Raw genomic sequence first — 24303 nt, forward strand, 5'->3', positions numbered from 1 at the left:
CCCCTCGCAAATTTAATGACCGCGGACCAACTGCCGCGACTATCCAAAATACCTTATTTCGCGGGGTGATCTTGCCACACCAATAGCCGCTTAGAAGCAGAAAGGGTCGCTAAACCTTGAGTTTCTGGCAATTTGGGCAAAAGTGACTGCCACGGTTCATCCAAGAATCTCGTTTTATTTCGCGTCCACACCGATTACACGGCAGGCCAGTCATTCCGTAGGCATTGAGCGAGACCGCGAAATACCCGCTCTCGCCATTTACGTTTTTGTACTGCTCATCAAAACTAGTGCCGCCCTCTTGCACGGCCTTGGCTAAAATCTGCCGCACGTTTTCAAGCAATTCCCTGGCCTTAGCCGATGAAATGGTGGCGGCTGGCTGGTCATAGTGCAACCTGGTAAGCCAGAGCGCCTCGTCAGCGTAAATGTTGCCAATTCCACTCAGAGTTTGCTGATCAAGCAGGACCCGCTTAATGCCGGAATTTTTCTTTTTGAATTTGGCAAGCACTTCCGCCTCGTCAAAATCCACATCTAGCGGGTCGCGAGTGATGTGGGCGGCCTGAATTGGAATTAAGTTTTGCCATGGCTTGCCCCTGCCAAGCCCGGCGCTATATCCACCGGGCTTGCCATCGGCAGTTGGCTGCAGTTCATCAATGGCCAGCGAGCCAAAAATTCTCTGATCAATAAAACGGAATTCAACCTGTTTGCCGCGCGAAGTCTTGAGGTGAATTACCACCCGAGTTAGCTTGTCTTCTGGGTCTGTTGGTTTTCTCAGCAGCATTTGCCCACTCATGCCAAGGTGACCAACCATAGCGAGCGAGCGCTTTTCACCCTTTACCTCAATTGGTAGCCAAAGAAACTTTCCGCGGCGAACCACGCCAAGTACTTTGGCGCCAACCATAGTTTGCTGAAAATCTACAACCCCGCCGGGGTGACGCTTTAGCGAGCGTGAATCTAGGACATCAACACCAATGACAGTTGCATTGGTAAGCGCTGGAGCCAGTCCAGCTCGAACAGTCTCGACCTCTGGAAGTTCAGGCATGGTGACTATTTGCCGTGCATTTTAGCTAGGGCGTTTATTGCGGCTTCGGTTTCGGCACCCTTGCGTGACTTACCAATGCCCTCGCCGATTACTTCACCATCGACTAAAACCTTCGCGTGAAAGTCACGATCGTGGTCAGGGCCTTCAAAGCTGGTTTCGTATGTCGGAGCGCTCTTGCCCTGCTCCTGGACTTTTTCTTGAAGGGTAGTTTTAGGATCGCTGTTCTCACGAAGTGCATCGGTGTCTTGCAAGAGCGGAAAAACAAAACGCTCAACGAGTCCGCGCGCTTCATCGAGGCCCTTAGAGACATAGACAGCCCCCAAGATTGCTTCAAAAGTATCGGCGAGCAAATTTAGTTTGGTGCGACCACCGGTTTGGTCCTCGCCCTTACCAAGGCGCAAGAATTCGCCGAGGCCAAGATCGCTCGCAACTCCGGCGAGCGCTCGGGCAGAAACCACAGCGTTCTTTACTTTGGTTAGCTCTCCCTCAGGCAGCTCAACCAATAGGTCGTGAATGTGAGCCGTAACGACAAAACCCAACACCGAGTCCCCGAGAAATTCGAGGCGTTCGTTGTTGGGTGCGTTGCCGTGTTCGTAAGAATACGAACGGTGGGTAAGTGCGAGTTCGAGCAACTGTGGCTCGATCTCAACGCCTAAGCGAGTGCATAGAACGTTGAGGTTCATCGCGACTTAGAAAGTTTTACGCGTCAGCGACCTTGCGGCCCTTGTACTCAAGGAACAGCGCGTTGCCGGCTGAGTCTGAAACAAGCTTCGCGCGGTGAGGCATTGAGTAAACGGTCTTACCGTTCTCAACGGTCTTCACCAAGGTAATTTCAGCGGCCTTCCACTGTGAACGACGTGCGTGAGTGCGTGCACGAGATAGGCGTCTCTTTGGTACTGGCATGGTACTTACTCTTCCTTTTTATGAAGCTCTTGATTCTGAAGTTCTTGCAATGCATTCCACCGCGAATCAATCGGAGCTTCGTGCACATGGTGCGGATTGTCAGCCATCTTCACACCGCATTCCGCGCACAAACCTAAACAGTCAGTGCTACAAAGTGGGTGGAACGGAAGATTTAGTACTACCGCGTCACGGATGATTTGTTCCAGATCGATTTGCTCGTCTTCGACAACGTGTTCATCCTCGTTGATTAAAGAATAGGCGAAAAGTTCCTGAAAATCCACCTCAACCGGTACCGTGAGCGGCTCTAAACAGCGGCTGCACTCGGCATCGGCGTCCACGAATACCTCTCCGGTGGCCAGAATTCCCTCATGAACCGACTCCAGACGGACATCTAGATCAAGTTCGGCACCCTTTGGAATCAGGGCAATCCCCTCACCCATTTGGTCTGGAGTCAAAATATCAAGCTTAAGTTCGCGCATTTGACCGGGCTTATGCATCAAGTCATGCACGGCTAGAACGTAATCGGTGTTGCCAGTTCCATTACTGATTTTGGGGGCCATTAGTCCAGGGCCTTTCGATTAGCGGCCGAGGCGGCCAGAGCGCGCGCGGTTGATTGCGAGACGTATTTAGTCACTTCACCGCCCAGATCGGCAACCTGCTTGACCAGTGAACTCGATACGTGACCGTGAATTGGGTCAGCAGGGATAAAAACAGTCTCAACTGCGGCTAGGTCTCGGTTGACCTGGGCCATCGGGAGTTCGTAATCCAGATCCACACTGGTGCGGAATCCCTTCACCAGGGCGGTTGCTCCCACCATTTTGCAGTAATTAACCAAAAGGCCGCCGTCAAGGGTGTCAACGCTGATTTTGGCCGGTCCACTAATTTTCAATTCGGCAAGGCTGGTGCGGATCAATTCCACCCGTTCCTCACTAGAAAATCGGGGCGACTTGCCTGGATTGTGCACCACCAAGATGTGCACCTCGTCAAAAAGATTGGCTGCGCGAGCAGCAATATCCAGGTGCCCCAAGGTGATTGGGTCAAATGAACCTGGGTAAACCGCGATTGTTGGCATTGTTATAGGTTAGCCGAGCCGATTACCCCTTGGCTAGGTATGCTTGGCGGTCTTGATCTTGACGGGCCAGCGCCTCGGCCAAATTCGGATGTTTTTCTAAGGTTGGGTCAGCCGACAATATCGCCTCAACCTGACCGCGAACATCTTGAATCAACTTGGCATCATGAAGGACTCTCAGAAGCTTGAGGCTTGAGCGCCCTCCAGATTGAGATTGACCCAACACGTCACCCTCACGACGAAGCTCAAGGTCTATCTCGCTAAGTTCAAAACCATCCAGTGTCTTGGCGACCGCATTCACTCTCTCCAATGCCAGGGAACCATCTTCAGCTGAGGTTAGTAAGAGGCAGAGTCCCGGGTTACCACCGCGGCCCACTCGGCCTCGCAACTGATGCAATTGGCTCACGCCAAACCGATCTGCATCAAGAATCACCATGACCGTGGCGTTTGGCACATCAACGCCAACTTCGATAACCGTTGTTGAAACCAGGACATCAATTTCCCTTGCTGCAAAACGTGCCATGACATCAGCCTTCTCTTCTGATGTCATTCGTCCATGCAGAGTCTCAATGCTTAGACCGTTGAGGCTTGGAACTTTTCTTAGCGATTCGGTCATGCCAAGTGCCGATGCCAGAAGTTGCTTTGGCTTCTTTGCAAAATCCGCCGCTTGCGCATCGGTGCCGTCCAGAAAAGTCAATTCGTCCTCGGCTGCGCCTCCGGATTCGATTAATTCTTCACCCGGGTCATCTTCATCAATGCGAGGACAAACCACGAAGGCTTGGCGCCCCTTTGCTACCTCTTCCGCGATTCGCTGCCAGGTTCGGGCCACCAGCGCCGGTTGGGAAAGTTGCACTACGTGTGAGCTAATTCCCTGACGCCCAGCGGGAAGTTCTGTGAGAGTTGAAATATCTAGGTCACCAAATACTGTCACTGCCAAGGTGCGTGGAATTGGTGTTGCGGTCATAGTGAGCACGTGCGGCGGTTGTTTCCCCTTGAGCCTCAGTGCCTCACGCTGTTCAACGCCAAATCTATGTTGCTCGTCAATCACGATTAATCCAAGGTCAAGAAATTCAACCTTCTCGGCAATTAGCGCATGGGTGCCCACCACAACCCGAGCTTTTCCACTTACCAACTGCAGCATTGCGCGCTTACGATCAGCGGTATTCATCTGACCGGTTAGCAGAGTAAGGCCAAGCTCTTTGGCCAAATCATGACCAAGGGTTTTCTCGATTGATCGGTAGTGCTGGGCAGCCAAGACCTCTGTAGGCGCAAGTAAAGCAGACTGGCCACCAGAATCCGCCACCGTAAGCATGGCCCGCAGGGCAACCAAGGTTTTTCCTGAGCCAACCTCTCCCTGAAGCAACCGATTCATGGGGTGTGACTTGCCGAGATCAGCTGCAATTTCTTGCCCAACCGAAATCTGCCCGTTGGTTAATTTGAACGGCAAGGAATCATCAAATTGCTCAAGTAGCTTGCCCGCACCAGCAACTCTAGGGGTTGCCTTAATGTGTTGGTTTTCTGCACGACGCAGCAAGAGAGTAGCTTGCAGAGCAAATGCTTCATGGAACTTAAGGGTTTCGCGCGCTGCCTGCCAATCTGCATGCTTTTCTGGTCGATGAATATTCCTGATTGCCTCGTCGAGTGAAAGTAATCTATTGAGCTCAACCACCTCGACGGGAAGCTCATCTTGGATTGGGCCAATTGTGTCGAGAACAACCGCCATTGATCGCTGAATTGCCCAGGTGGTCACGCTTGAGGCGGCAGGATAAATAGGAATCGGCAGATCTGCCCAGCGCTTGGCATCTTCGTCTGAAATCTCTTCAGGAAAAAGCTCGTAATCCGGATGCGCAAGTTGAAGTTTGCCCTGATAGCTGCTGACCTTACCGGCAAACAATCCTCGAGCACCGGTTCGCAATTCTTTCTGACGCCAGGACTGATTAAAAAATGACAGCGTCATGAAGCCGTGGCCATCAGTGATTCGCACTTCAAGAATGCTGCCGCTGCGACCCTTCATGCGGCGTTCACGAACCTCAACGATGTCGGCAACAACAGTTGCCGGTTCGCCCAATGGTATTTCGCTAATTGGCGTTAGCTCTCCCCTGGTTGAGTATCGACGCGGAAAATGCATCAACAAATCTGAAACGGTGCCCAGTCCCAAATTTTTAGCGAACGACCTTGCGGTGCGGTCACCCAGCACACGGTCTAGCGGTTCGATTGGAAGCAGCATGCTTCTATCTTCGCTGGTTGTCATTGGCCAATCCATTAGGCGAGGCTGTAGGTGCGGCACTTATGATTGGAGTCTTATGACAAGAATCATCGGTGGCATTGCCGGTTCAAGACAACTGACCAGCCCAGCCAAAGTAACCAGACCAACCAGCGACCGAATTCGTGAATCAATCTTTAATCGGTTGGCTTCACGCGATCGCCTTGATAACGAGAGGGTCCTAGACCTTTACGCGGGCACTGGGGCACTTGCTCTGGAGGCAATTAGCCGCGGAGCGATTTCCGCGATGTTGGTTGAGCGCGATGGTAAGGCTGCAGCGGTGTGCATAAAAAACTGCCAGCTAGTTCAGAAAGCTTTAGAAAAAGAGGGTTTCTTCGAGGCCGTAACCAAAGTGGCAAACAAGTCTGTGCAAAATTTTCTGAACACCGATACCGCGGAGTATTCGCTAGTTTTTATTGACCCCCCATATGAGGTCTCTAACGATGAGGTCATCGAAAACCTCGAGGCGCTGCTGCCGAGACTAAGTACAGATGCAATCGTGATGGTGGAACGATCAAGTCGTTCGGCTGCCCTGGCCATTCCTACTGGACTAGAACTAGATGAAGAAAAGTCCTATGGTGACACCGCCATATATTGGCTAACGCGTGGCTAAGCAAAAATCCCCCGAAGTTATCGGGGGATTTTTTATTTGGTCTTAACCAAAGAAACCTTTGAGCGAACGCTCTGGTTCACCAACGTAAATCTGCTGTGGGCGACCAATCTTTGTAGCCGGATCCACGTTCATTTCGCGCCAGTGAGCAATCCAGCCTGGTAAACGACCCATAGCAAAAAGTGCGGTGAACATACGCGGCGGGAATCCAAGTGCCTTGTAAATTACACCGGTGTAGAAGTCCACGTTTGGATACAACTTGCGCTCTTGGAAGTACGGATCTGCAAGTGCAGCAGCCTCTAGTTCTTTGGCAATCTGAAGCAATGGGTCTTTCACCCCAAGTTCAGCTAGAACCTGATCTGCGGTGGCCTTCACGATTCGTGCACGCGGGTCAAGGTTTTTGTAAACACGGTGACCGAATCCCATCAAGCGAATTCCGTCTTCCTTGTTCTTAACACGCTGAATAAAGGCTTGCACGCTTTCACCCGAATCTTGGATGTGCTGAAGCATCTCGAGGACAGCTTCATTTGCGCCACCGTGCAGCGGACCAAACAGGGCGTTGATACCTGATGAAACAGATGCAAATAGATTCGCCTGACTTGATCCAACTAGTCGAACTGTAGAAGTTGAGCAGTTTTGCTCGTGGTCGGCGTGCAAAACCAAAAGAGTGTCAAGTGCCTTGGTCACAACCGGGTTCTGCACGTAATCCTCGGCCATGTTTCCAAAGTTCAAGCGCAAGAAGTTCTCTACGTAGTTCAGCGAATTGTCTGGGTAAAGCAACGCCTGGCCCATGCTGTTCTTGTGTGAATAAGCCGCCAAGGTTGGTAGTTTTGCCAGGAGTCGAATGGTTGAAAGCTCAACCTGCTCTGGATCGTGCGGATCTAGTGAATCCTGATAAAAAGTTGACAGCGCAGAAACTCCAGCTGCCAACACAGCCATTGGGTGAGCATTCTGCGGCATTGCGTGAAATAGATTCTTGAGATCCTCGTGCACCAGAGTGTGGCGCTGAATTTTTTCTTCAAATTTCTTTAGCTCGGCTGGAGTTGGCAGCTCACCGTAAATAAGTAGCCAAGCTGTCTCTAGGAAAGATTTTGTGCCAGCGAGTTGTTCAATTGGATAACCACGGTGGCGCAAAATTCCTTTTTCACCGTCGATAAAGGTGATTGCAGACTTGGTTGAAGCGGTGTTTACGAAACCTTGGTCGTATGCGGTAAGCCCAGTCAATGATGTGAGTTTCGAAATATCCACTGCATCGTGTCCGTCTACGGCAGAAATTACGGGTAGCTCTACGGTGATGTCTCCATAGGTGACTGTTACTTTATCGCTCGAGGTCATCGAAGCTCCTAGTGCTTTGTTTATGCCTTGATTAGGCCTTTTATAAGCCTATGGCATCGCGCAACCTGCGCGCTCCCTCGGCAATTTTGTCATCGGTGGCTGTAATTGAGAAGCGAACATAGTCGGTGCTGTGCTCGCCATAGAAAGTTCCAGGCACTACAACAATGCCAAGCTCTGCCATGCGATCTACCGTGCTCCAACAGCTTTCGCCGAGGGTAGCCCAAAGATACAAACCCGCCTGGCTTTCGGCAAGGCGAAATCCGTAAGCCCTTACAGCATCAAGCAGCACCTCGCGACGCTCTCGATAAATTTCTTTTTCAATCTTTACGTGCTCCTCGTCACCAAGGGCCACAATCATGGCTCGCTGCACTGGGCCGGGGGTGTTCAAACCAGAGTGCATACGCAGATTAACCAGGCCCTTAATCAAAGAAGCCTCACCCACAGCAAAAGCGGCGCGGTAACCGGCCATGTTTGACTGCTTACTCAACGAGTAAACCGCCATTACCCCTTCATGGCTATCTCCACAAACTCGAGGATCTAAAACACTTGGAATTAATTTTTCACTCCACTCACCCCAACCAAGCTCGGCGTAACACTCGTCACTGGCGAGCAAGGCACCAAGTTCACGCGCCCGATCAACCGCCGCCTTCATTTCGGCAACGTCCATGACGCGACCATCCGGGTTTCCCGGCGAATTTATCCAAATCAATTTGGCGTTGCTAGGCCACTTAGCAGGGTCATCCTCTGAAATGATTTCGGCTCCGCACAGGGCTGCCCCAACGACGTAGGCAGTGTAGGCAACCTTGGGTTGCACCACCACATCACCCGGCCCCAGCCCCATCAGCAAAGGCAACCAAGAAATTAGTTCTTTTGATCCGATCGTCGGCATGACCTGATCGGGTTTCAAGCCAGTGACTCCGCGTCGGCGAGCAAACCACTCAACAACTGCTGCTTTGAATTCGGGTGAACCGCCGGTAGATGGGTACCCCGGAGCGTTTGAAGAAGCATTAAGAGCTTCTTGAATAATCGTTGGCGTTGGATCTACCGGTGAGCCAACTGATAGATCAACCGCCCCGCCCTCGTGCAGTGCCGCTTTAGCCGCATACGGCTTGAGTTGCTCCCACGGGTACTCGGGCAGTCGATCGAACATTTCTGACTTTCCTAAAGTGCCTATTGGGCCTGATTAGGAAGCGCAGTAATTACTGGGTGGTCAGAATTAATTAGCCCAACCTTGGCCGCACCACCAGGTGAACCTATCTCACTGAAAAATTCGACGTTTGCTTTGTAATACTCAGACCACTGAGAAGGTAGATCATCTTCGTAGTAGATGGCCTCTACAGGACAAACTGGCTCACAAGCTCCACAGTCAACACACTCATCGGGGTGAATGTAAAGCATGCGGTCACCCTCATAGATGCAGTCAACCGGGCACTCCTCAATACAGGCCTTGTCTTTTACATCCACGCAAGGAAGCGCGATTACGTAAGTCAATGGAAATCCTTTCGGGAACTGCTTCTAGTTTAACGATGGCCGCGTGAACTTCGGCGCCACGCCCCAGGTTGAATCTTTGGAAACATGATTACCAGCGCAAAAATTCCGATCGAACCATAAGCCCAGATATTGCCGGCATCGTTGCCAGGAATGAACAACTCCCCGCCCGGTTGGCGCTGAGCCAGCCAAAAAATTGTTCCGGCCAGCGTGGCGGTAACTAGGTAGAGGGCTCCGCGGCTGCGACGAAGAAGGCGCAAGGCCACAGCCAGTGACACCGTCATAACCAAAGCAACAATTAACCCGATAGGGGTCTGAGCATCGGTGTTTGCCTTCACCTGATGCATCATCGTGCCGGCAAGTCCCAGCAGGACACCCAGCGGCATCGCCCATAGAAAAGTTAGAGCAGAGCGAATTCCCACGAGTGCGCTGGGTGAAGATTTGCGAACTCGTTCAGGCCGGTCGTATCTGATTTCCTTGCCCGGCACGACCGAGTAGGTCTCGGCGTGCACAGCAACCTGACTAGCGTGAGCTTCAAGCGCAGCTTTCTTCACGGCTGCTGTTTTGGCGTTTCCAATCTCGGCGTCAAACGGCTCTCTAGGTTCGGCGATCACCCAAAATTGCGGAGCTCGAGAACGACTCTGCTTGGCAAATTTTCGAATCGCCATTGCTGTTGCATCGTGAGCCATTTTGTGATCCGGGTGACCAAATCCGCCGCGGCGGTTGTAAGTCAAAACTGCGTCAGGTTTGAATTCTCTAATTTTTGCGACGATGTCGTCAGCAATGATGGTTGTGGAAGCGGCAGATAATGCAAGTTCATCAAGATCACGAGGCTTGGCTGGCTTTCCCCATGGGTTTATTCGCATTCCAGAATCAAGGTACGCACGGGTTCCCGCGAAAGCGTGTTGCACGTTTCCAAAGGCTTTTAGCGCCTCCATTAATTCGGAGGCTCTAAATGAACCCATAGCGGCTAGGTCACCTTCTAGGGACTTGAGCTCGTCTAGCTTTACCTTGCCACGTTCGCCACGGGTTAGGGTGAAAACCATCACCTCAGCTTTAGCCGAGATGCGATCAGCAATCACATGTCCGGTGAAAAGACTCTCGTCATCTGGGTGCGCGTGCACAATCAGCAGACGCTTTGGAGCGAATTTAGCTTTAGCCATGCTTCAACTTTAGGTTAAAAACAAAACCCTCGGCTTAACGCCGAGGGTTTCGATTTGAATCAATTAGTTCTTGTCGCTAGCGTGCTTGCGCTGTGAATACAGGCGGGCACGAACGTTTGAATCTAGCTCAACCTTGCGAATGCGAGTCGCCTCAGGGGTAACTTCAACACATTCATCTTCGCGAGCAAATTCAAGACACTCTTCAAGAGATAGTGTGCGCGGTGGGGTTAGCGACTGGAATTCGTCAGACGAAGCTGCACGCATGTTGGTGAGCTTCTTTTCTTTTGTAATGTTGACTTCCATATCATCGGCACGTGAGTTTTCACCGACAACCATTCCTGCGTAAACCTCGCTGGTTGGCTGCACAAAGAATGTGCCACGCTCTTGCAGGCCGATCATCGCAAACGGTGTAACAACACCTGCTCGGTCAGCAATTAGCGAGCCGTTATTGCGCGTGGTGATCTCTCCTGCCCAAACGTCGTAGCCGGCTGAAATTGCGTTAGCGATACCGGTTCCCTTGGTCTGGGTTAGGAATTCGGTTCGGAAACCGATTAGGCCTCGGCTAGGAACACGGAACTCCATGCGAGTCCAACCGGTTGAGTTGGCAACCATGTTCTTCATCTGTCCCTTGCGCGCTGCAAGTAGCTGCGTCATTGCGCCCAAGAATTCTTCTGGAACGTCAATGGTTAGGTCTTCGTAAGGCTCGTGCAGTTTGCCATCGATGCGCTTGGTAACCACCTGTGGCTTTCCAACGGTTAGTTCGTAGCCCTCGCGACGCATCTGCTCCACCAGAATCGCTAGAGCAAGCTCACCACGACCCTGAACTTCCCATGCGTCAGGACGCTCGGTAGGAAGTACCTTGATTGACACGTTACCGATTAGCTCTTTGTCGAGACGGTCCTTAACCAAACGCGCAGTTACCTTTGCACCCTTTACGCGACCAGCCATCGGTGAAGTGTTGATACCGATGGTCATCGAGATAGCAGGGTCGTCAACTGTAATCATTGGCAACGGGCGAACGTCATTTGGATCAGCAAGAGTTTCACCGATGGTGATATCTTCGATTCCCGCAACCGCAACAATGTCACCTGGGTTTGCTTCCTCAGTTGGGAAGCGCTCAAGTGCCTTGGTCTTTAGAAGCTCGGTGATCTTTACGTTCTGAGTTGTGCCATCCTGGCGAACCCAAGCAACCTGCTGACCCTTTTTCAAGGTCCCGTTGAAGATGCGTAACAAGGCAAGACGACCCAAGAATGGAGAAGCGTCAAGGTTGGTAACGTGTGCCTGAAGCGGTGCCTCATCGTCGTACTTCGGAGCTGGAATGAACTTCATGATTGCGCCAAATAGCGGCTCAAGGTTTTCACCTTCAGGAAGAGTGCCGTCGGCAGGTTTGGTTAGTGACGCAATTCCGGCGCGACCAGACGCGTAAATAATCGGAAGTTCCAGAATGCCATCGATGTCTAGATCTGGCACGGTGTCGTGAAGGTCAGACGCAAGACCTAGCAATAGGTCGTGTGTTTCTTCAACTACTTCGTCAATGCGTGCATCGGTGCGGTCTGTTTTGTTGACCAGCAGGATAACCGGCAGTTTTGCCTCAAGTGCCTTACGAAGAACGAAGCGAGTCTGCGGCAATGGACCTTCAGATGCATCAACAAGAAGTACAACGCCGTCAACCATCGAGAGACCGCGCTCAACCTCGCCACCAAAGTCCGCGTGACCTGGGGTGTCAATAACGTTGATTGTGATTTCCTTGCCGCCAGAGTGGTCACCCTTGTAAGCAATAGCGGTGTTCTTAGCGAGAATGGTGATTCCCTTTTCGCGCTCAAGGTCGCCTGAGTCCATAACGCGCTCGCCTACTGCGGCGTGGTCGCTGAACGAACCGGTCTGGCGAAGCATGGCGTCAACCAGTGTGGTCTTACCGTGGTCTACGTGGGCAACAATTGCGACGTTGCGCAAGTCATCTCTGGTGGCCTGAGCCATAGGAACATCCTCATTGTGAGCGCGCCAAACATAGTTGACGCATTGTTTGAGATAAATCTTGAAATTTATCGGTGTGAATTAGGGGGTGCAGAACTGCATCTTTAAGCCCCTGCGCTTTCAGTCTACCTGCGAAAGCCCCCAAAAGGCAGGGATAAAAGGGCAGAAACAACAAGTACCCTGAGTATGTGAACACCGATGCCTTGCTTATCTATGACGGAGATTGCGCTTTTTGCAAGCAAAGCCTGAAGTGGGCTCTCGATAAACTACCTGCTTTCTGCCGCTACGTGGCTTTTCAGAAAGTGGATTTCAACGCTTTGGGGCTAAACCTTGCCGATGTGCAGCAACAGGTGTGGCTTATCGACGGCGATCGCAAGCTCGGCGGACATTTGGCGGTCAGCTGGCTTTTTAGGAATCAGCCCGCTTTGGGTTGGAGGGTCCTTGGTTGGCTAATCAAGGCATTTTCACCTATTTCAGCCCGTGTATATAGATGGGTAGCTAAAAATAGACATCGCCTACCGGGCGGAACAGCGGAATGCACGATTGATGACAAACCGTAAGCAAATAACTTTTGAGATCATCATCGTCTTTGCCCTGAGTCTTGGGGCATCGGCGGTTTACTCAATTGTCTCGCTAATCGCGAAACTCACTGCCGAAGCGGGCCTTGCAGGGCAGACCACCTTAATTAATGGGGCGATGGCGCAGCGTGAATGGCTGGATTTCACCTATCAGATTCTTTCAATCGCTTTTGGCCTAGCTCCGGTGGCTCTAGCTCTCTACTTGCTATGGCAAAGCGTGGGCAGACCATTTGAAGCAATCGGTTTGCAGTTGGCGAACCCAGGCTTTTGGATCTGGCGGGGCTTTGCTCTGGCGGCGGTGATTGGAATTCCAGGTCTAGCTCTGTACGTGGGGTCTCGCCTGCTGGGAATTTCTTCAAAAATAGTTCCTGCCGACCTAAACGAATATTGGTGGACTATTCCAATTCTTTTGTTGGCAGCGGTAAAGGCATCCTTACTTGAAGAAGTTTTGGTTATCGGGTACCTGTTTGACCGACTACAAAGACTTGGGATTAAGTCAAACGGGCAAATTCTGATTAGCGCTGCGCTCAGAGGCAGCTACCACTTGTATCAGGGTTTTGGCGGTTTCATCGGAAACTTTGTGATGGGTCTAGTTTTTGGCTGGGCCTACAAAAAATGGGGGCGAGTAATGCCCTTGGTATTGGCGCACTTTATTTTGGATGCAGTTTCTTTCGTTGGCTACTCACTTATCGGCAACTCGCTACCTCTTCCTTGAGAAGCCATCAGATGCGATTTTGCTTCTGGCTGGTATCTTTACCTTGTTGGCTAAAAAGTTAACAGATTTTGCATTTTGCAGGGGAAGTCGGTGAGAATCCGACGCTGACCCGCAACCGTGATCGAGTCTCTCGAAAGTCGGATTGCCTGCAGAGCCGCAAATGACTCCATTTTTACCGTCGAGGTCTGCGGTCGGAGTCGAATTGGCGCACGCGCGCCCTTTCGCCTTCGCACCCTGATCATCATTTGCGAAAGGCTCCGAATGTTTGGACCAAAATCTCCAAGAAAAACGTTGGGCAAACTGGCGATTCTAACTTCGCTGGCGCTGTCGATCAGCACAGCAGCAATAACTCCAGCGACAGCAGCCGAAAATTATTCGAGCACAGTTTCGTTTCTAGCCAAGTCATTTGTAAACGGCAGAGCTCTAGAAGGATTCACCGCCGGAACCATGGAATACGGATTCACCTTGGATGCCATGATGCAACTAAAAGCCGGAGGCAGATCTCTAGTGCAACAACTACCGGCGGTCAATTACATGCTCGGCACAAGATCGCAGCCATTGGGCACCGCATCGAACGGATACCTATTCAACAAAGATGCGGCGCTTTCGCTGAATGTGGGTAGAGCTGGAAAATTCTTGTTCACCAGCGAAGTTATTGATGTACCCAACAACTCAATTCGTTATGAGGTCTTCAAACGACTTGCCGCTCGAATCAACAGCAAGACCGGCGAAATAACTGGAGTGACCTCAGGGGCTATCGATTACGCCTGGGTCGCGCTGGGGCTGAACAGCTACCAAGAGCACACTCTGGCGAATAAAGTCGTCCAGAAAATGTTGACCCTGCAAAACACCGATGGTGGCTTTGGTGAAGTGGATCCCCTGGTATCAACTCCAGATTCAACCGGTTTGGCTCTTCAGGCAATCAACCTTCGACAAGATTTTGGGACAACTGCGCAAGATAAGAAGCGAGCCGATGCAGAAAAGAAGGCAGTTGCCTATCTGATCTCAACAAGCGTGGATAAAAACCACTGGAATGCCTATGGTGAAGCGTCGGTGAATTCCACCGCTTATGCGGCTATGGGTCTCAAAGCCGCCGGAAAAAAGATTTCTGCATATTCACTTTGGCTAAAGAATCAGTTAGCACCAAAGGGCGGATTCATGACCTCATGGTCTGCGGGTGCCGGTGACAAATTCGCCACCGCTCAGGCAATTGCTCCGTTACTTGGCAAGAGTTATCTAGACCTACTCCCCTGATGATTTCAGTTCCGTTTCGCGCTGTTCTAATTTCGCTAATTGCACTCGTTGCAATTGGTGGATTAGTGGCAACCAATGGAGAAAGACCAGTTGGACAAAATTCAGAGCAAGCCGTTTTTGAAGGTGCCTGCACGGACCAGGGAACCACTCTGTTAATCGATTTTGGCCCGCTTAGCGGTCGCGACCCAATAACCCGATGCGTCACTGGATTTACCGGAACGGGCTGGGAGTTGTTTGGCGCCGCCGGAATCAAGGTGACCGGCACGAGCGAATATCCTGAAGCCTTTGTTTGCAGGCTGGAAGACTTTCCAGCTGCCTCTATCGAGGACTGCCTGGGGACACCCGGTATCAAAAATGGCAGTTGGGCATATTTTTACGCAACGAGAAAAACAGATGCCAGTTCCTGGTCGCGCAGCCCAGTTGGTGCTGCAAGTCGAATGCCAGGTTGCGGTGAATCTGAAGGTTGGCTCTTCGTCGAACCGGGAAAAAATCAACAGCCAAACAGCCCATCAATATCCACGAAGCCAACTGTATTTACATGCAACTAGTTCAAGGACGCGCTTCCCAAATATCCAGGGCAAACGCTTTGCATCCAGTCACCTGGTGGATCCTGGGGCTCTGGGTATCAGCAGCGGCAATAATAAGCACCAGCTTCAGCCCGCTTTTAGTTTTGATCTGCTTGAGCTTTTTTCTTGCGGTGGTATTTGAACCAAAGTGGTTTTCAACCATGCGACTATATGCCTTACTCGCATTATTGGTCTTTGTGACTCGAATACTTTTTAGGTTGATTTTTAGTTACTCAGCTGGCGATGGTCCAGTGCTGTTGAGTTTGCCAACTCTAAGCATCAATCTAGGAATTGGCGGTCCGGTAAACCTACTGGGCCAAATAAGCCAATCCGCAATTGAACTTGCAATAGTGGATGGGTTGAGACTGGCAGCCATCGTGCTCAGCATTGGCATGGCAACGACACTCTGCCACCCAAGAAACCTACTGAAGTCAACTCCCGGAGCGCTTTATGAAATTGCCGCAGCTGTTTCAATGGCAATAAATCTTGCGCCACAACTGGTCATCAGCGCACAAAGAGTCCGTCAGGCAAGCCGCTTGCGCGGAAGAAGCCGCAAACTGGGCGCGATGAAAAGTATCGTGATTCCAATTCTCGAAGACACCATTGAAAGCTCCATGGGTCTAGCCGCCAGCATGTCTTCTAGAGGGTTTGGCAGACAAGGCTTCATGACGATAGCCCAACGCAGGACCAGCAGGATACTTTCAATAATTGCTTTGTCGCTGCTTCTGATCGGAATTTACCTCACCCTAACTTCTGGATTCAGTGAATTGGCCACCGTTGTTGCTCTGATTCTTGGCCTGGCGCTATCTGCAATTGTCATTAAGTTTTCATCGAACAAAAAGATCCGAACTTCGTTGGCAAAAAGAAAACTAACCAGCGTTGACTATTTGGCAATCCTGCTTGGCGGAATTCCATTCACACTAATTTCATTTGGCTGGTGGATCTGATGCTAAGAATCTCACAGCTGAGTTTTAGCTATTCGACCACCGAGGAGGCTGTAATAAAGCGAGCCTCGCTGAACTTCAACGAGGGTGAATTTTCTTTGGTTATTGGACCAACTGGCAGCGGCAAAACCACCCTTCTCAAGACCATCTGCAGACTGGCACCGAATTTCACCGGTGGCAAATTTGAAGGTGAGATCTGGCTAGATGACACAGAGGTTTCTCAATCGCAGCCCAACCAAATTGCCGAGTTGATTGGATATGTTGGCCAAAACCCAGAATTAGGTTTTGTGACGCAAACAGTTCGTGAAGAGTTGGCCTATGGAATGGAACAGCTTGGATTTGAAGTTGAGGCCATGCAAGAACGAATTTCTACGTTTGCGTCGCTACTGGAATTAAGTGATTTGCTTGATGCAAACCTCAGCGATATTTCTGGTGGTGAGCAGCAGCGTGTGGCAATTGGTGCCGCGCTTACGGCGGGGCAAAAAATTCTTCTGCTTGACGAGCCCACTTCAGCTCTTGACCCAGAGATTGCAGATAAAACAATCAAACTGCTCCGGAGGCTCGCTTCAGAGACCGCGACCACCGTGATTCTCAGTGAACATCGAATTGAGCGCGTACTGGAATTTGTAGATTCTGTTGTTCAGGTACAAACCGACGGCCGAGTGATCAAAGCGGCAGCTAGCCTGACAAACTTTGACAATCGCACCGAACCACCAATATTTTCGCTCGGCAAAAAGCTTGGCTGGCAGCCGCTGGAGCTGACCCTTGAAAAGGCCAAACAGCGCTGGCAGCAAAATAGCAAAAGCTATTCAACGTCTATTGACAAAGGCACAAAGCAAGACCACGACAGCAATCTTGATGTTGCCACCGTCCATGATCTATCGGTTAGTTATGGCAGTTTGCAGGCCGTGGTCAGCGTCAGCTTTTCTGCACGAGCCGGAACCCTCACAGCGCTGATGGGAAGTAATGGCTCGGGCAAATCCAGCGCCCTCTGGGGGATCCAGGGTACAAAGCCAAGCGCAGACGCAAAGGTCTCTGGACAGGTGCTGATAAAAAATCAAGACCCGGCCATTCAGGGAATCGCCGAGCGACTGGAGCTCGTGGCTATGGTTCCACAGAAAGCCAGCGACCTACTTTTTTTGAATTCTCTTGGCCGCGAGTTAGGTGAATCTGACGCTACGAGCGAGAGTGAACCAGGAACTACCGCGAAAATTTTTGAAAAGCTAGCCGGCCGAATCAACCCAGCAATCCATCCGCGCGATTTGTCTACTGGGCAGCAGATTGCCCTCGTTCTAGCTTCACAACTGGTTAAAGGCGCATCGCTAATTTTGCTTGATGAGCCAACTCGTGGGCTTGACTACATCGCCAAGCGCGAACTTGCCGAAACGATTGGAAAACTAAAGTCCCAGGGTAAGGCCGTGATTATGGCTAGCCACGACGTTGAGTTTGTCGCTGAAATCGGAGATCAGGTTTTAATTTTGGAGAGTGGTCGAGTCGTCAACTCTGGAACACCTACGCAGGTTCTTAGCCCTGGGTCAAAGTACTCACCTCAATTAACCGAGATAACTCAAACCCCCGGAGTGTTTAGGTTAGATCAGATTGCGGTGAAGAATGTTTAGTCAATTGGTTCTTCGTCCTGTGCTGCTTGGACTTGCTGCAATGGCCTGCCTAATGATGTTTACCTGGCCCCTGCTGATTTCAACCACTGCACAGTCCGAATCTCAGCTTGCCCAGCTAACCTTCATAATTTTGCTGCCGACAGTTTTGATTTTGACCCTCCATGAGTTCTCAACGGGTAATTTGGATAGCCGGCAGTTAGCCATGCTTGGTGTGCTTACCGCACTCAATGCTCTGATTCGTATGCTGGGTGCCGGAGTTGCCGGAGTTGAGACTTCGTTTTTCTTGATCATTATTAGCGCCTATGTATTCGGGCCAGGCTTCGGATTTCTTATGGGCGCACTTTCGCTGTTGGTATCGGGTTTAATCACCGGTGGAATTGGCCCGTGGCTGCCGTTTCAGATGATGGCTGCAGCGCTCGTGGGAATCCTTGCGGGCTTGCTTCCCAAACCCAGACTCCTGTGGTTGCAAATGGCACTGCTTTTGGGCTACGCAGTTTTTGCCAGTTTCAGTTACGGTGCGTTAATGACGATGTGGAACTGGCCATTTCTTGCCGGTTTGGGTTCGGATGTTTCCTATCTTCCAGGAGCTGGAATTTTGGAAAACTTGATCCGTTTCGTAAATTACGAAATCCTCACTGGCGGATTTGTTTGGGATGCCGGTCGAGCCATCACTACTGTGATCCTCTTGGCATTAACTGCACCGGCCCTGCTAACCACTCTTAGAAGAGCAGCCAACAGGGCCGGAATCAAGAAATTCTGAGATTTAAAACTAGAAAAGCGGAAGAACGACAAGGGACTGCAGAACTGTCGCCACAGCTGCTGCCGCAAACAAACCAAGGTTCGCCTTCCAGGTGTACTTAGCCTCTCCACGGGCAGCGTGCATCAAAAACGCCACAACCATGGTCAAGGCCAATCCGGCACCGGCAGCAACACCAACCCACTGTGACCAAGCCAAGCCAGTGAGGTACGCACCAATCGGAGCCACGACAACACCGATAGCGCCAAGGATTTCAAGCCAAGCGATAAGACGAACTAGGCCCATCGGTGTCTTCTCAACCCAACCCATGCCTGCGCCCAGCAAGGTTTCTTTGGTTGCCTTGGACTTGAATGATCCAGCCTTGTAGAAGCCGGATGCGGTAAAAACTGAAACCGCAAGTGCGGCGATTGCTAGAAAGATGTTCATGAAATTCCCTTTATGTGTTGAATATCCGAGGTTTCGGACTTACAGTTAGTAAGTAAAGCACGGGTTGACAAGATTTGTCAAGTGGCCCTAGACAAAACTTGAACGGAAGGACAGTCATGGAAATCAAGGCACGCGCCGAGCGCCAAGATGATGGCTGGCTGATTGCTGTCCCCTCGTTGGGCAACTACAAGACCACCTCTAAGCGTCTGGATAAAGCCACGGAGCAAATCAAAGTTCTTGCTGAAAAAACCACTGGTGAATCAAAGTGCGACATCGTGGTCAAGGTTGAGGCGGTAATGCCTGGAATCATTTGCGACATAGAAGCTGCGCAGCACAAAATGCGCGAGGCCGCAAAACTTCAGGAAGAAGCATCGAACGAAATCAGAGACGTAGTCTCTCGCATGCGAGATGAAGGTTTGACTATGCGCGATATCGCAATTCTGCTGGGTGTAACACCGCAGCGAGTGGCCCAACTGGCCCCCTGCACCACCGACTAATATTTTTTATACACGCCAAGTTGGTAGTCGCCAACCAAAAATCATGGCCGCAAACCTTAGTGCTGTGATTACTAAAGCACCAAGACCAACCGCGATGAACGAGCTCGTGCCCACATAGTGCAGGCCAACCACAACCCAACCACCGGCGAAGGCAAGAATTGAATAGGGCTGGTGATCAACAAAGGCTCGGGGAATCTCATTGACTACGACGTCTCGCAAGACTCCTCCAAATACCGCGGTGATAATTCCCATGATTACCGCAACGATCGCCGGGACTCCAGCTTGAAGAGCAATGTAGGTTCCACCTGCGCTGAAAATTCCTAGGCCAATCGCATCTGGCCAGGCGGTTGCTCGCTCGGTTGGTTCAAGATGGCGAGATCGAATGAAGATCAGGGCCAACAAACACATCGCCAGCACTACCCAAATCCAGAATTGATTCTGCACCCAGAAAAAAGGGCGGCGATCTAACAGAATGTCGCGCAGGGTACCGCCGCCAAAGGCTGCAAGAAATGTGACCATGGCCATGCCGACGATGTCCAGCTTTTTACGTGCCGCCTCTAAAAGACCCGATAGCGCGAAGGCCAAGGTGCCGATGATCTCAAACGCGATGTTCCCATTAGTTACAAGCCATTCCGCAATTGAGATTCCCGAAGTCATGTTCCAAGTATGTCAAGATTGCCGGGTGGATGTATTGATGACCGGAGCCTTGGCGGGTCTAGCTTTGGCTATTCCCCTTGGGCCAATGGCAATATTGCTGATCAGCACCACGCTCAAACATGGACGCGGAATTGGAATATTTGGCGCATTAGCCATGGCAAGCGTTGACTTCTCGTATGCCGCTCTTGTGTTTGCTTTTGGCACCGCCATCGTCAATTTGCTGACCGGTTGGGTTATGCCGCTGCGAATTCTAGGCTCGGCTATTTTGATATTTGTGGCGGTGAAGATTTTCATGGACGCCCGCCGGAGCTCAAAAATTGAGAGCCCAGACATGAGCAACTCAACTGCGTCACGGCTCAAAACATATGCAAAATTTTTTGGCCTCACCGTCTTAAACCCAGCCACTGCCTTCTACTTCTTTGGCATCACCCCTAGCGTGGCGACTCTTTCACAGGGAACTGGGCTGTTTGGAATTGCATTATTTGCCGTTGGGGTTTTTATTGGTTCGGTGGTTTGGCAAATGGGCCTTGTTTTTGCCGCTCAGCTCACAAAGTCATTCACCGATGTACGTGTGCAACACCGCATTCAGTACGCAGGCGCGATCTTGATTTTAGGACTGGCCATTGGCCTGCTCTTGAAATAGTAACTTAAGCAAAAACCCACCATCGCTGGTGGGTTTTTTATTATATGGGATGAACTCTTTGGCCGAAGCCTGAGTGGAGATGGGGGGAATTGAACCCCCGTCCAATACAGAGTTTCTGACTCTTCTACGGGTGTAGCTTCAATAAGGTTCTACTCGGCCCCGGTACTAGCTTGAAGCAACATAACCGACGGGCCCAGTCTTAGTTTGAGTCCCTTGTAGCCCTAAGGCATAACTACAAAGCAAGATTTCTAAATGACGCTAGAACCCAGAACGAAATCAAATCTGGTCTAACGGACTTCGAGGCTAGGTGCTATTAAGCAGCTAGGGCAAAGTCAGTGCGTGATGATTTAGCACTTATAGTTTGCAGCGGACATTTACGAGTTGACGCTACATTCTCGACCCGCTTCATCCAGTTACACATGCACTGTCGAAACCGATCATCCCCATATTTAGTTACCAACTCCCAAAAAATCCAACCTAAACGTCTGGGTCTCGATTTTTTGGGGTTGCTTCAATGGTAGGTGATACCGATGACATTGGCTAGGCCTGAGGCTGGCAGAATGCTGTGAATTACCAGTCTTTGCCTTTGGAGGACATGGCACGATCGGCCTCGCGCTTATCGGTTTGCTCTTTCAGAGTTTGACGCTTGTCATACTCCTTCTTGCCTCGAGCCAGTGCTATCTCTACTTTTGCTCGGCCATCTTTGAAGTAAATAGACAGCGGAACCAAGGTAAAACCAGATTCCTTTAACTTTGATTGAAGTTTCAAGATTTCTTCGCGGTGCAAAAGTAACTTGCGTTTACGACGCGAGGGTGAGTTATTCCAGGTTGCCTGGGTGTACTCGGGAATGTGAACATTCTCAAGCCACGCTTCACCACCATCAATAGATGCATAGCCGTCAATTAGTGAGGCGCGTCCTGCTCGAAGCGATTTAACCTCAGGGCCAGAGAGCGCCATTCCCGCCTCATAGGTGTCCAAAATTAGGTAGTCGTGGCGGGCTTTGCGGTTGCTAGCAACAACCTTTTGACCACGTTCTCTAGGCATAAGAATTCTATATTCGCAGGTATCTGCGGATTGCGAGGCCAGAGGCTAGAGCTGCCAATACTATTCCCGCAGCAATTAGAAGCGGCACAACGAGCAAGCCATCGCTAAGACTTACAAAGCTGGTGAAAGGAAGTCTTTCGGCAAGGTATCCCTGAACGAAAAATTGGACAATACCAAGCACCGCGGCTCCTGAAAGTAATGAGCCAATAGTTGCTGCAACTACTCCTTCAAGTATGAAAGGTAATTGAATGTAGAAGTTGCTGGCTCCCACGAGCCTCATGATGCCCAGCTCACGTCGGCGACTAAAGGCAGAGAGACGAATTGTTGTAGAGATCAACAGAGCAGCAGAGAAAAGCATTAGTGAAGCAATTCCAATTGCAGCAAGGGAGGCGGCATTCAAAATACTAAAAATTTGATCTAGGTAGCTTCGTTGGTCTCTAACCTCTTCAACTCCAGCAACTCCGGTAAAACTCTCTGTGATGATTTGACTCTTAGTCGAATCCTTAAGTTTCACCCAGTAGGTTTCATTCAGTTGTTTGGCGGTTACGTACTTTGCAACGGCGTTACCCTTGAACTGCTCCTGGAAAGTAGCGTAAGCCTGCTCGTGATCTTCGAAATAGAACTTGTCTATGTATTGGCTCAAGGCATTTGATTCAAGCTTCACCTTGACAGCAGCCTTTAAGTCTTCTGATGCCTCTCCTTGTGGGCAGACATCGGTCGCGGAAACATCGCTACACATGTAGACGGCTACCTGAGCGCGGTCGTACCAGTAGTTTTTCATTTGACCAATTTGCATCTGCAGAAGCGATGCCGTGCCCACGAATGTCAACGAGATAAATGTGACCAAAATTACTGAAACCACCATCGAAAGGTTTCGTCGGAAACCTTGAGCAACTTCGCTGAAGACAAACTTCATCAGTAAGAACCGCCAACCTGATCGCGAATAATTTCGCCGTCCTTAAGTTCCACAACGCGCTTCTTGAGTCGATCTACAATCCCCCGGTCGTGGGTGGCCATAATGACCGTGGTACCAGCAAGGTTGATTCTCTCGATCAGCGCCATGATGTCCTGAGATGTTGCCGGATCCAGATTTCCGGTTGGCTCATCGGCCAGCAAAAGTGCAGGCTTGTTCACAATTGCTCTCGCCAAGGCAACTCGCTGCTGCTCACCGCCCGATAACTCGCTGGGAAGTCGGTCAGCTTTGCCTTCTAGGCCTACCAGGCGCAATACCTCTGGGACTGCTTCTTGAATGAAACCCTGAGATTTGCCGATCACTTCAAGACTGAAAGCCACATTTTGAGCCACAGTTTTATTGGGCAGTAAACGGAAATCTTGAAACACCACTCCAAGTCGGCGGCGAAAGAATGGAACGCGTCGGCTGGGGATGCCAACCAAGTTTTCACCAAGAACGTGAACCGAGCCTTTGGTAGGCACATCTTCGCGAAGCATCAAGCGCATCAGCGAAGATTTTCCAGATCCAGATGCCCCAACTAGAAAAACAAAATCACCTTTGGCTACTTCTAGCGACACGTTGCTGAGCGCAGGACGCGCAGAACCGCGATATTGCTTACTTACGTTGGAGATGCTGATCATGATGATTCCAGCCTAAGAGCGGACAACGCTGGTTGAGGCTAAGCGCCCTGTTGTGTCTGCTTGCGCCAACGAATTCCGGCCGCGATGAACCCAGCCAGATCGCCATCAAACACGGCCGACGGGTTATTTACTTCGTAGTCCGTGCGCAAATCTTTGACCATTTGATACGGAGCTAAAACATAGGATCGCATTTGCTCACCCCAACTTGCCTTAACATCACCGGCAATCTGCTTTTTCTTGGCTTCTTCCTCGCGACGGCGAATTTCAAGCAGACGTGACTGAAGAACGCGCATGGCAGCTGCCTTGTTCTGAATCTGGCTCTTTTCATTTTGGCAACTAACCACGGTGCCAGTTGGAATGTGAGTGATTCTTACAGCTGAATCGGTGGTGTTTACCGACTGCCCACCTGGACCAGACGACCTAAAAACATCAATTCGTATTTCATTCTCGGGAATCTCAATTGCCTCGGTTTGCTCGACAAGTGGCACCACCTCAACCGCGGCAAATGAAGTCTGGCGCTTCCCTGCTGCGTTAAATGGACTCATGCGAACCAATCGGTGTGTACCTGCTTCAACAGAAAACGAACCAAAAGCATACGGCGCGTCAATCTCAAAGGTTGCAGACTTAATTCCGGCACCTTCGGCGTATGAAGTATCCAGAACCTGAACGGGCATTTTATTTTTCTCGGCATAGCGCAGATACATTCGCATCAGCATCTCGGCGAAGTCAGTGGCGTCATCACCGCCAGCCCCAGATCTAATCGTGACAACGGCTGCGCGCGAATCGTATTCGCCGTTCAGCAGGGTTTGAATTTCTAACTCGGAAATCAGTGCTTGCAGCGAGGTTAGCTCCACCTTGGCCTCAGCCTGAACTGAAGCATCGCCCTCAGTATTCGCCATCTCGACTAGTACCTCTAAATCATCTAAACGAGAATGCACCGATTCAAGTTTCGTCAGCATCCCTTGAGCGTGAGAAAGCTTGCTGGTCACATTTTGCGCGTGTACCGGCTCATCCCAAATATTTGGATCCGCGGCCTGCTGCTTTAACAGGACAATCTCATCGTTGAGCCTTTTGACGTCCACCACGTGTTGAATATCCGCGAATGTTGCACGAAGAGAGCGAATCTCTTGGGTGAGGTCTAGGTCTGCCATGTCTCTAATAGTTTA

At 50.8% G+C, this 24303-nt stretch carries 28 protein-coding genes, 1 other RNA gene and 1 riboswitch; of the genes, 10 read left to right on the forward strand and 19 right to left on the reverse strand.

The genetic code is table 11. The annotated features are described in order from the left end of the window. Positions 1-109 precede the first annotated feature (109 nt). Genes mutM through RHOLA_RS04535 form a run of 6 tightly spaced genes read right to left on the reverse strand, consistent with a single transcriptional unit; the run spans position 110 to position 5238 of the window. A complete protein-coding gene (mutM, locus tag RHOLA_RS04510; RefSeq protein ID WP_038502665.1) occupies positions 110-1039 on the reverse strand; it encodes a bifunctional DNA-formamidopyrimidine glycosylase/DNA-(apurinic or apyrimidinic site) lyase in 930 nt (309 codons plus the stop codon). Positions 1040-1044: 5 nt separating this feature from the next. Continuing rightward, positions 1045-1722 carry a ribonuclease III gene (rnc, locus tag RHOLA_RS04515; protein ID WP_038502667.1) on the reverse strand — a complete coding sequence of 226 codons (678 nt, stop codon included), beginning with the start codon at positions 1720-1722 and terminating at the stop codon, positions 1045-1047. Positions 1723-1738: 16 nt separating this feature from the next. Further along, entirely contained in the window at positions 1739-1942 is a 204-nt protein-coding gene (rpmF, locus tag RHOLA_RS04520) for a 50S ribosomal protein L32 (RefSeq protein ID WP_038502670.1), read from the reverse strand. Between the two features lie 5 nt (positions 1943-1947). Beyond that, the gene (locus tag RHOLA_RS04525; protein ID WP_051636274.1) at positions 1948-2502 is read right to left on the reverse strand and encodes a YceD family protein; all 555 of its coding nucleotides are present in this window, start codon (positions 2500-2502) and stop codon (positions 1948-1950) included. Further along, a complete protein-coding gene (gene coaD, locus RHOLA_RS04530; RefSeq protein ID WP_038502672.1) occupies positions 2502-3014 on the reverse strand; it encodes a pantetheine-phosphate adenylyltransferase in 513 nt (170 codons plus the stop codon). Before coaD ends, RHOLA_RS04525 begins: the two co-directional genes overlap by 1 nt. A 22-nt stretch (positions 3015-3036) precedes the next feature. Next, positions 3037-5238, reverse strand: a complete 2202-nt coding sequence (locus RHOLA_RS04535) for an ATP-dependent DNA helicase RecG (RefSeq protein WP_038503998.1) — start codon at positions 5236-5238, stop codon at positions 3037-3039. A gap of 76 nt (positions 5239-5314) precedes the next feature. Between RHOLA_RS04535 and rsmD the strand changes: the two genes are divergently transcribed. Continuing rightward, a complete protein-coding gene (rsmD, locus tag RHOLA_RS04540) occupies positions 5315-5887 on the forward strand; it encodes a 16S rRNA (guanine(966)-N(2))-methyltransferase RsmD (RefSeq protein WP_038502675.1) in 573 nt (190 codons plus the stop codon). Positions 5888-5929: 42 nt separating this feature from the next. Here rsmD and RHOLA_RS04545 read toward each other — a convergent pair whose 3' ends face one another. The 5 genes from RHOLA_RS04545 to typA all read right to left on the reverse strand — a co-directional run bounded on the left by RHOLA_RS04545 (position 5930) and on the right by typA (position 11847). Next, complete coding sequence (locus RHOLA_RS04545) at positions 5930-7219, reverse strand: citrate synthase (RefSeq protein ID WP_038502678.1); 1290 nt, start codon at positions 7217-7219, stop codon at positions 5930-5932. Positions 7220-7259: 40 nt separating this feature from the next. After that, positions 7260-8369: a succinyldiaminopimelate transaminase gene (gene dapC, locus RHOLA_RS04550; RefSeq protein ID WP_038502681.1), complete on the reverse strand. Its 1110-nt coding sequence runs from the start codon at positions 8367-8369 to the stop codon at positions 7260-7262. Between the two features lie 20 nt (positions 8370-8389). Then, positions 8390-8710, reverse strand: a complete 321-nt coding sequence (gene fdxA / locus RHOLA_RS04555; protein ID WP_038502684.1) for a ferredoxin — start codon at positions 8708-8710, stop codon at positions 8390-8392. Between the two features lie 29 nt (positions 8711-8739). Next, on the reverse strand, positions 8740-9870 hold the full coding sequence (locus RHOLA_RS07085) for a PIG-L family deacetylase (RefSeq protein ID WP_051636275.1): 1131 nt from the start codon (positions 9868-9870) through the stop codon (positions 8740-8742). Between the two features lie 63 nt (positions 9871-9933). Continuing rightward, positions 9934-11847, reverse strand: a complete 1914-nt coding sequence (typA, locus tag RHOLA_RS04565; protein ID WP_038502687.1) for a translational GTPase TypA — start codon at positions 11845-11847, stop codon at positions 9934-9936. Between the two features lie 185 nt (positions 11848-12032). Between typA and RHOLA_RS04570 the strand changes: the two genes are divergently transcribed. The 4 genes from RHOLA_RS04570 (at position 12033) to RHOLA_RS07090 (ending at position 14939) form a co-directional block, all read left to right on the forward strand. Beyond that, entirely contained in the window at positions 12033-12404 is a 372-nt protein-coding gene (locus tag RHOLA_RS04570) for a thiol-disulfide oxidoreductase DCC family protein (protein ID WP_038502690.1), read from the forward strand. Further along, positions 12391-13137, forward strand: coding sequence for a CPBP family intramembrane glutamic endopeptidase (locus RHOLA_RS04575; RefSeq protein WP_038502692.1), 747 nt, complete (start codon positions 12391-12393; stop codon positions 13135-13137). Before RHOLA_RS04570 ends, RHOLA_RS04575 begins: the two co-directional genes overlap by 14 nt. A gap of 55 nt (positions 13138-13192) precedes the next feature. Then, a riboswitch (adenosylcobalamin (AdoCbl) riboswitch) is annotated at positions 13193-13340 on the forward strand. A 58-nt stretch (positions 13341-13398) separates the two neighbouring features. After that, positions 13399-14391, forward strand: coding sequence for a prenyltransferase/squalene oxidase repeat-containing protein (locus RHOLA_RS07335; RefSeq protein WP_038502694.1), 993 nt, complete (start codon positions 13399-13401; stop codon positions 14389-14391). Beyond that, positions 14391-14939, forward strand: a complete 549-nt coding sequence (locus tag RHOLA_RS07090) for a hypothetical protein (protein WP_051636276.1) — start codon at positions 14391-14393, stop codon at positions 14937-14939. Before RHOLA_RS07335 ends, RHOLA_RS07090 begins: the two co-directional genes overlap by 1 nt. Position 14940: 1 nt before the next feature. Here RHOLA_RS07090 and RHOLA_RS07095 read toward each other — a convergent pair whose 3' ends face one another. Beyond that, positions 14941-15120 (reverse strand): hypothetical protein, encoded by a 180-nt coding sequence (locus RHOLA_RS07095; RefSeq protein WP_051636277.1) that lies wholly within the window; start codon positions 15118-15120, stop codon positions 14941-14943. Here RHOLA_RS07095 and RHOLA_RS07100 point away from each other — a divergent pair. From RHOLA_RS07100 to RHOLA_RS04600, 3 genes are read left to right on the forward strand one after another with little or no spacing between them, the layout of a single operon-like run. Then, positions 15119-15904 carry an energy-coupling factor transporter transmembrane component T family protein gene (locus RHOLA_RS07100; RefSeq protein WP_144239024.1) on the forward strand — a complete coding sequence of 262 codons (786 nt, stop codon included), beginning with the start codon at positions 15119-15121 and terminating at the stop codon, positions 15902-15904. The genes RHOLA_RS07095 and RHOLA_RS07100 overlap by 2 nt on opposite strands. After that, positions 15904-17520, forward strand: a complete 1617-nt coding sequence (locus RHOLA_RS04595; RefSeq protein ID WP_038504005.1) for an ABC transporter ATP-binding protein — start codon at positions 15904-15906, stop codon at positions 17518-17520. The genes RHOLA_RS07100 and RHOLA_RS04595 overlap by 1 nt, the downstream gene beginning before the upstream one ends. Next, positions 17513-18280, forward strand: a complete 768-nt coding sequence (locus RHOLA_RS04600; RefSeq protein ID WP_038502696.1) for an ECF transporter S component — start codon at positions 17513-17515, stop codon at positions 18278-18280. Before RHOLA_RS04595 ends, RHOLA_RS04600 begins: the two co-directional genes overlap by 8 nt. A gap of 9 nt (positions 18281-18289) precedes the next feature. On the opposite strand, the gene RHOLA_RS04605 is transcribed toward RHOLA_RS04600, so the two are convergent. Continuing rightward, a complete protein-coding gene (locus RHOLA_RS04605) occupies positions 18290-18703 on the reverse strand; it encodes a DoxX family protein (protein ID WP_051636279.1) in 414 nt (137 codons plus the stop codon). A 116-nt stretch (positions 18704-18819) separates the two neighbouring features. On the opposite strand from RHOLA_RS04605, the gene RHOLA_RS04610 reads away from it, so the two are divergent. Beyond that, complete coding sequence (locus RHOLA_RS04610) at positions 18820-19200, forward strand: hypothetical protein (RefSeq protein WP_038502699.1); 381 nt, start codon at positions 18820-18822, stop codon at positions 19198-19200. A gap of 6 nt (positions 19201-19206) precedes the next feature. Here the strand turns inward: RHOLA_RS04610 and RHOLA_RS04615 are convergent, their stop codons facing one another. Continuing rightward, on the reverse strand, positions 19207-19857 hold the full coding sequence (locus RHOLA_RS04615; RefSeq protein ID WP_038502701.1) for a trimeric intracellular cation channel family protein: 651 nt from the start codon (positions 19855-19857) through the stop codon (positions 19207-19209). 37 nt (positions 19858-19894) lie between these two features. Here RHOLA_RS04615 and RHOLA_RS04620 point away from each other — a divergent pair, with 37 nt between their 5' ends. Beyond that, on the forward strand, positions 19895-20500 hold the full coding sequence (locus RHOLA_RS04620; protein ID WP_158384501.1) for a LysE family translocator: 606 nt from the start codon (positions 19895-19897) through the stop codon (positions 20498-20500). Positions 20501-20571: 71 nt separating this feature from the next. On the opposite strand, the gene ssrA is transcribed toward RHOLA_RS04620, so the two are convergent. The 5 genes from ssrA to prfB all read right to left on the reverse strand — a co-directional run bounded on the left by ssrA (position 20572) and on the right by prfB (position 24288). Continuing rightward, positions 20572-20945, reverse strand: a transfer-messenger RNA (tmRNA) gene (ssrA, locus tag RHOLA_RS07235). 125 nt (positions 20946-21070) lie between these two features. Then, positions 21071-21544 carry an SsrA-binding protein SmpB gene (gene smpB / locus RHOLA_RS04625; protein WP_038502705.1) on the reverse strand — a complete coding sequence of 158 codons (474 nt, stop codon included), beginning with the start codon at positions 21542-21544 and terminating at the stop codon, positions 21071-21073. A 7-nt stretch (positions 21545-21551) separates the two neighbouring features. Then, a complete protein-coding gene (ftsX, locus tag RHOLA_RS04630; protein WP_038502708.1) occupies positions 21552-22460 on the reverse strand; it encodes a permease-like cell division protein FtsX in 909 nt (302 codons plus the stop codon). Continuing rightward, positions 22460-23137, reverse strand: coding sequence for a cell division ATP-binding protein FtsE (ftsE, locus tag RHOLA_RS04635; RefSeq protein ID WP_038504008.1), 678 nt, complete (start codon positions 23135-23137; stop codon positions 22460-22462). Before ftsE ends, ftsX begins: the two co-directional genes overlap by 1 nt. A 38-nt stretch (positions 23138-23175) precedes the next feature. Next, the gene (gene prfB, locus RHOLA_RS04640; protein ID WP_038502711.1) at positions 23176-24288 is read right to left on the reverse strand and encodes a peptide chain release factor 2; all 1113 of its coding nucleotides are present in this window, start codon (positions 24286-24288) and stop codon (positions 23176-23178) included. Between the last annotated feature and the right edge of the window lie 15 nt (positions 24289-24303).

The sequence above is a fragment of the Rhodoluna lacicola genome, assembly GCF_000699505.1.
GTDB lineage: Bacteria > Actinomycetota > Actinomycetes > Actinomycetales > Microbacteriaceae > Rhodoluna > Rhodoluna lacicola.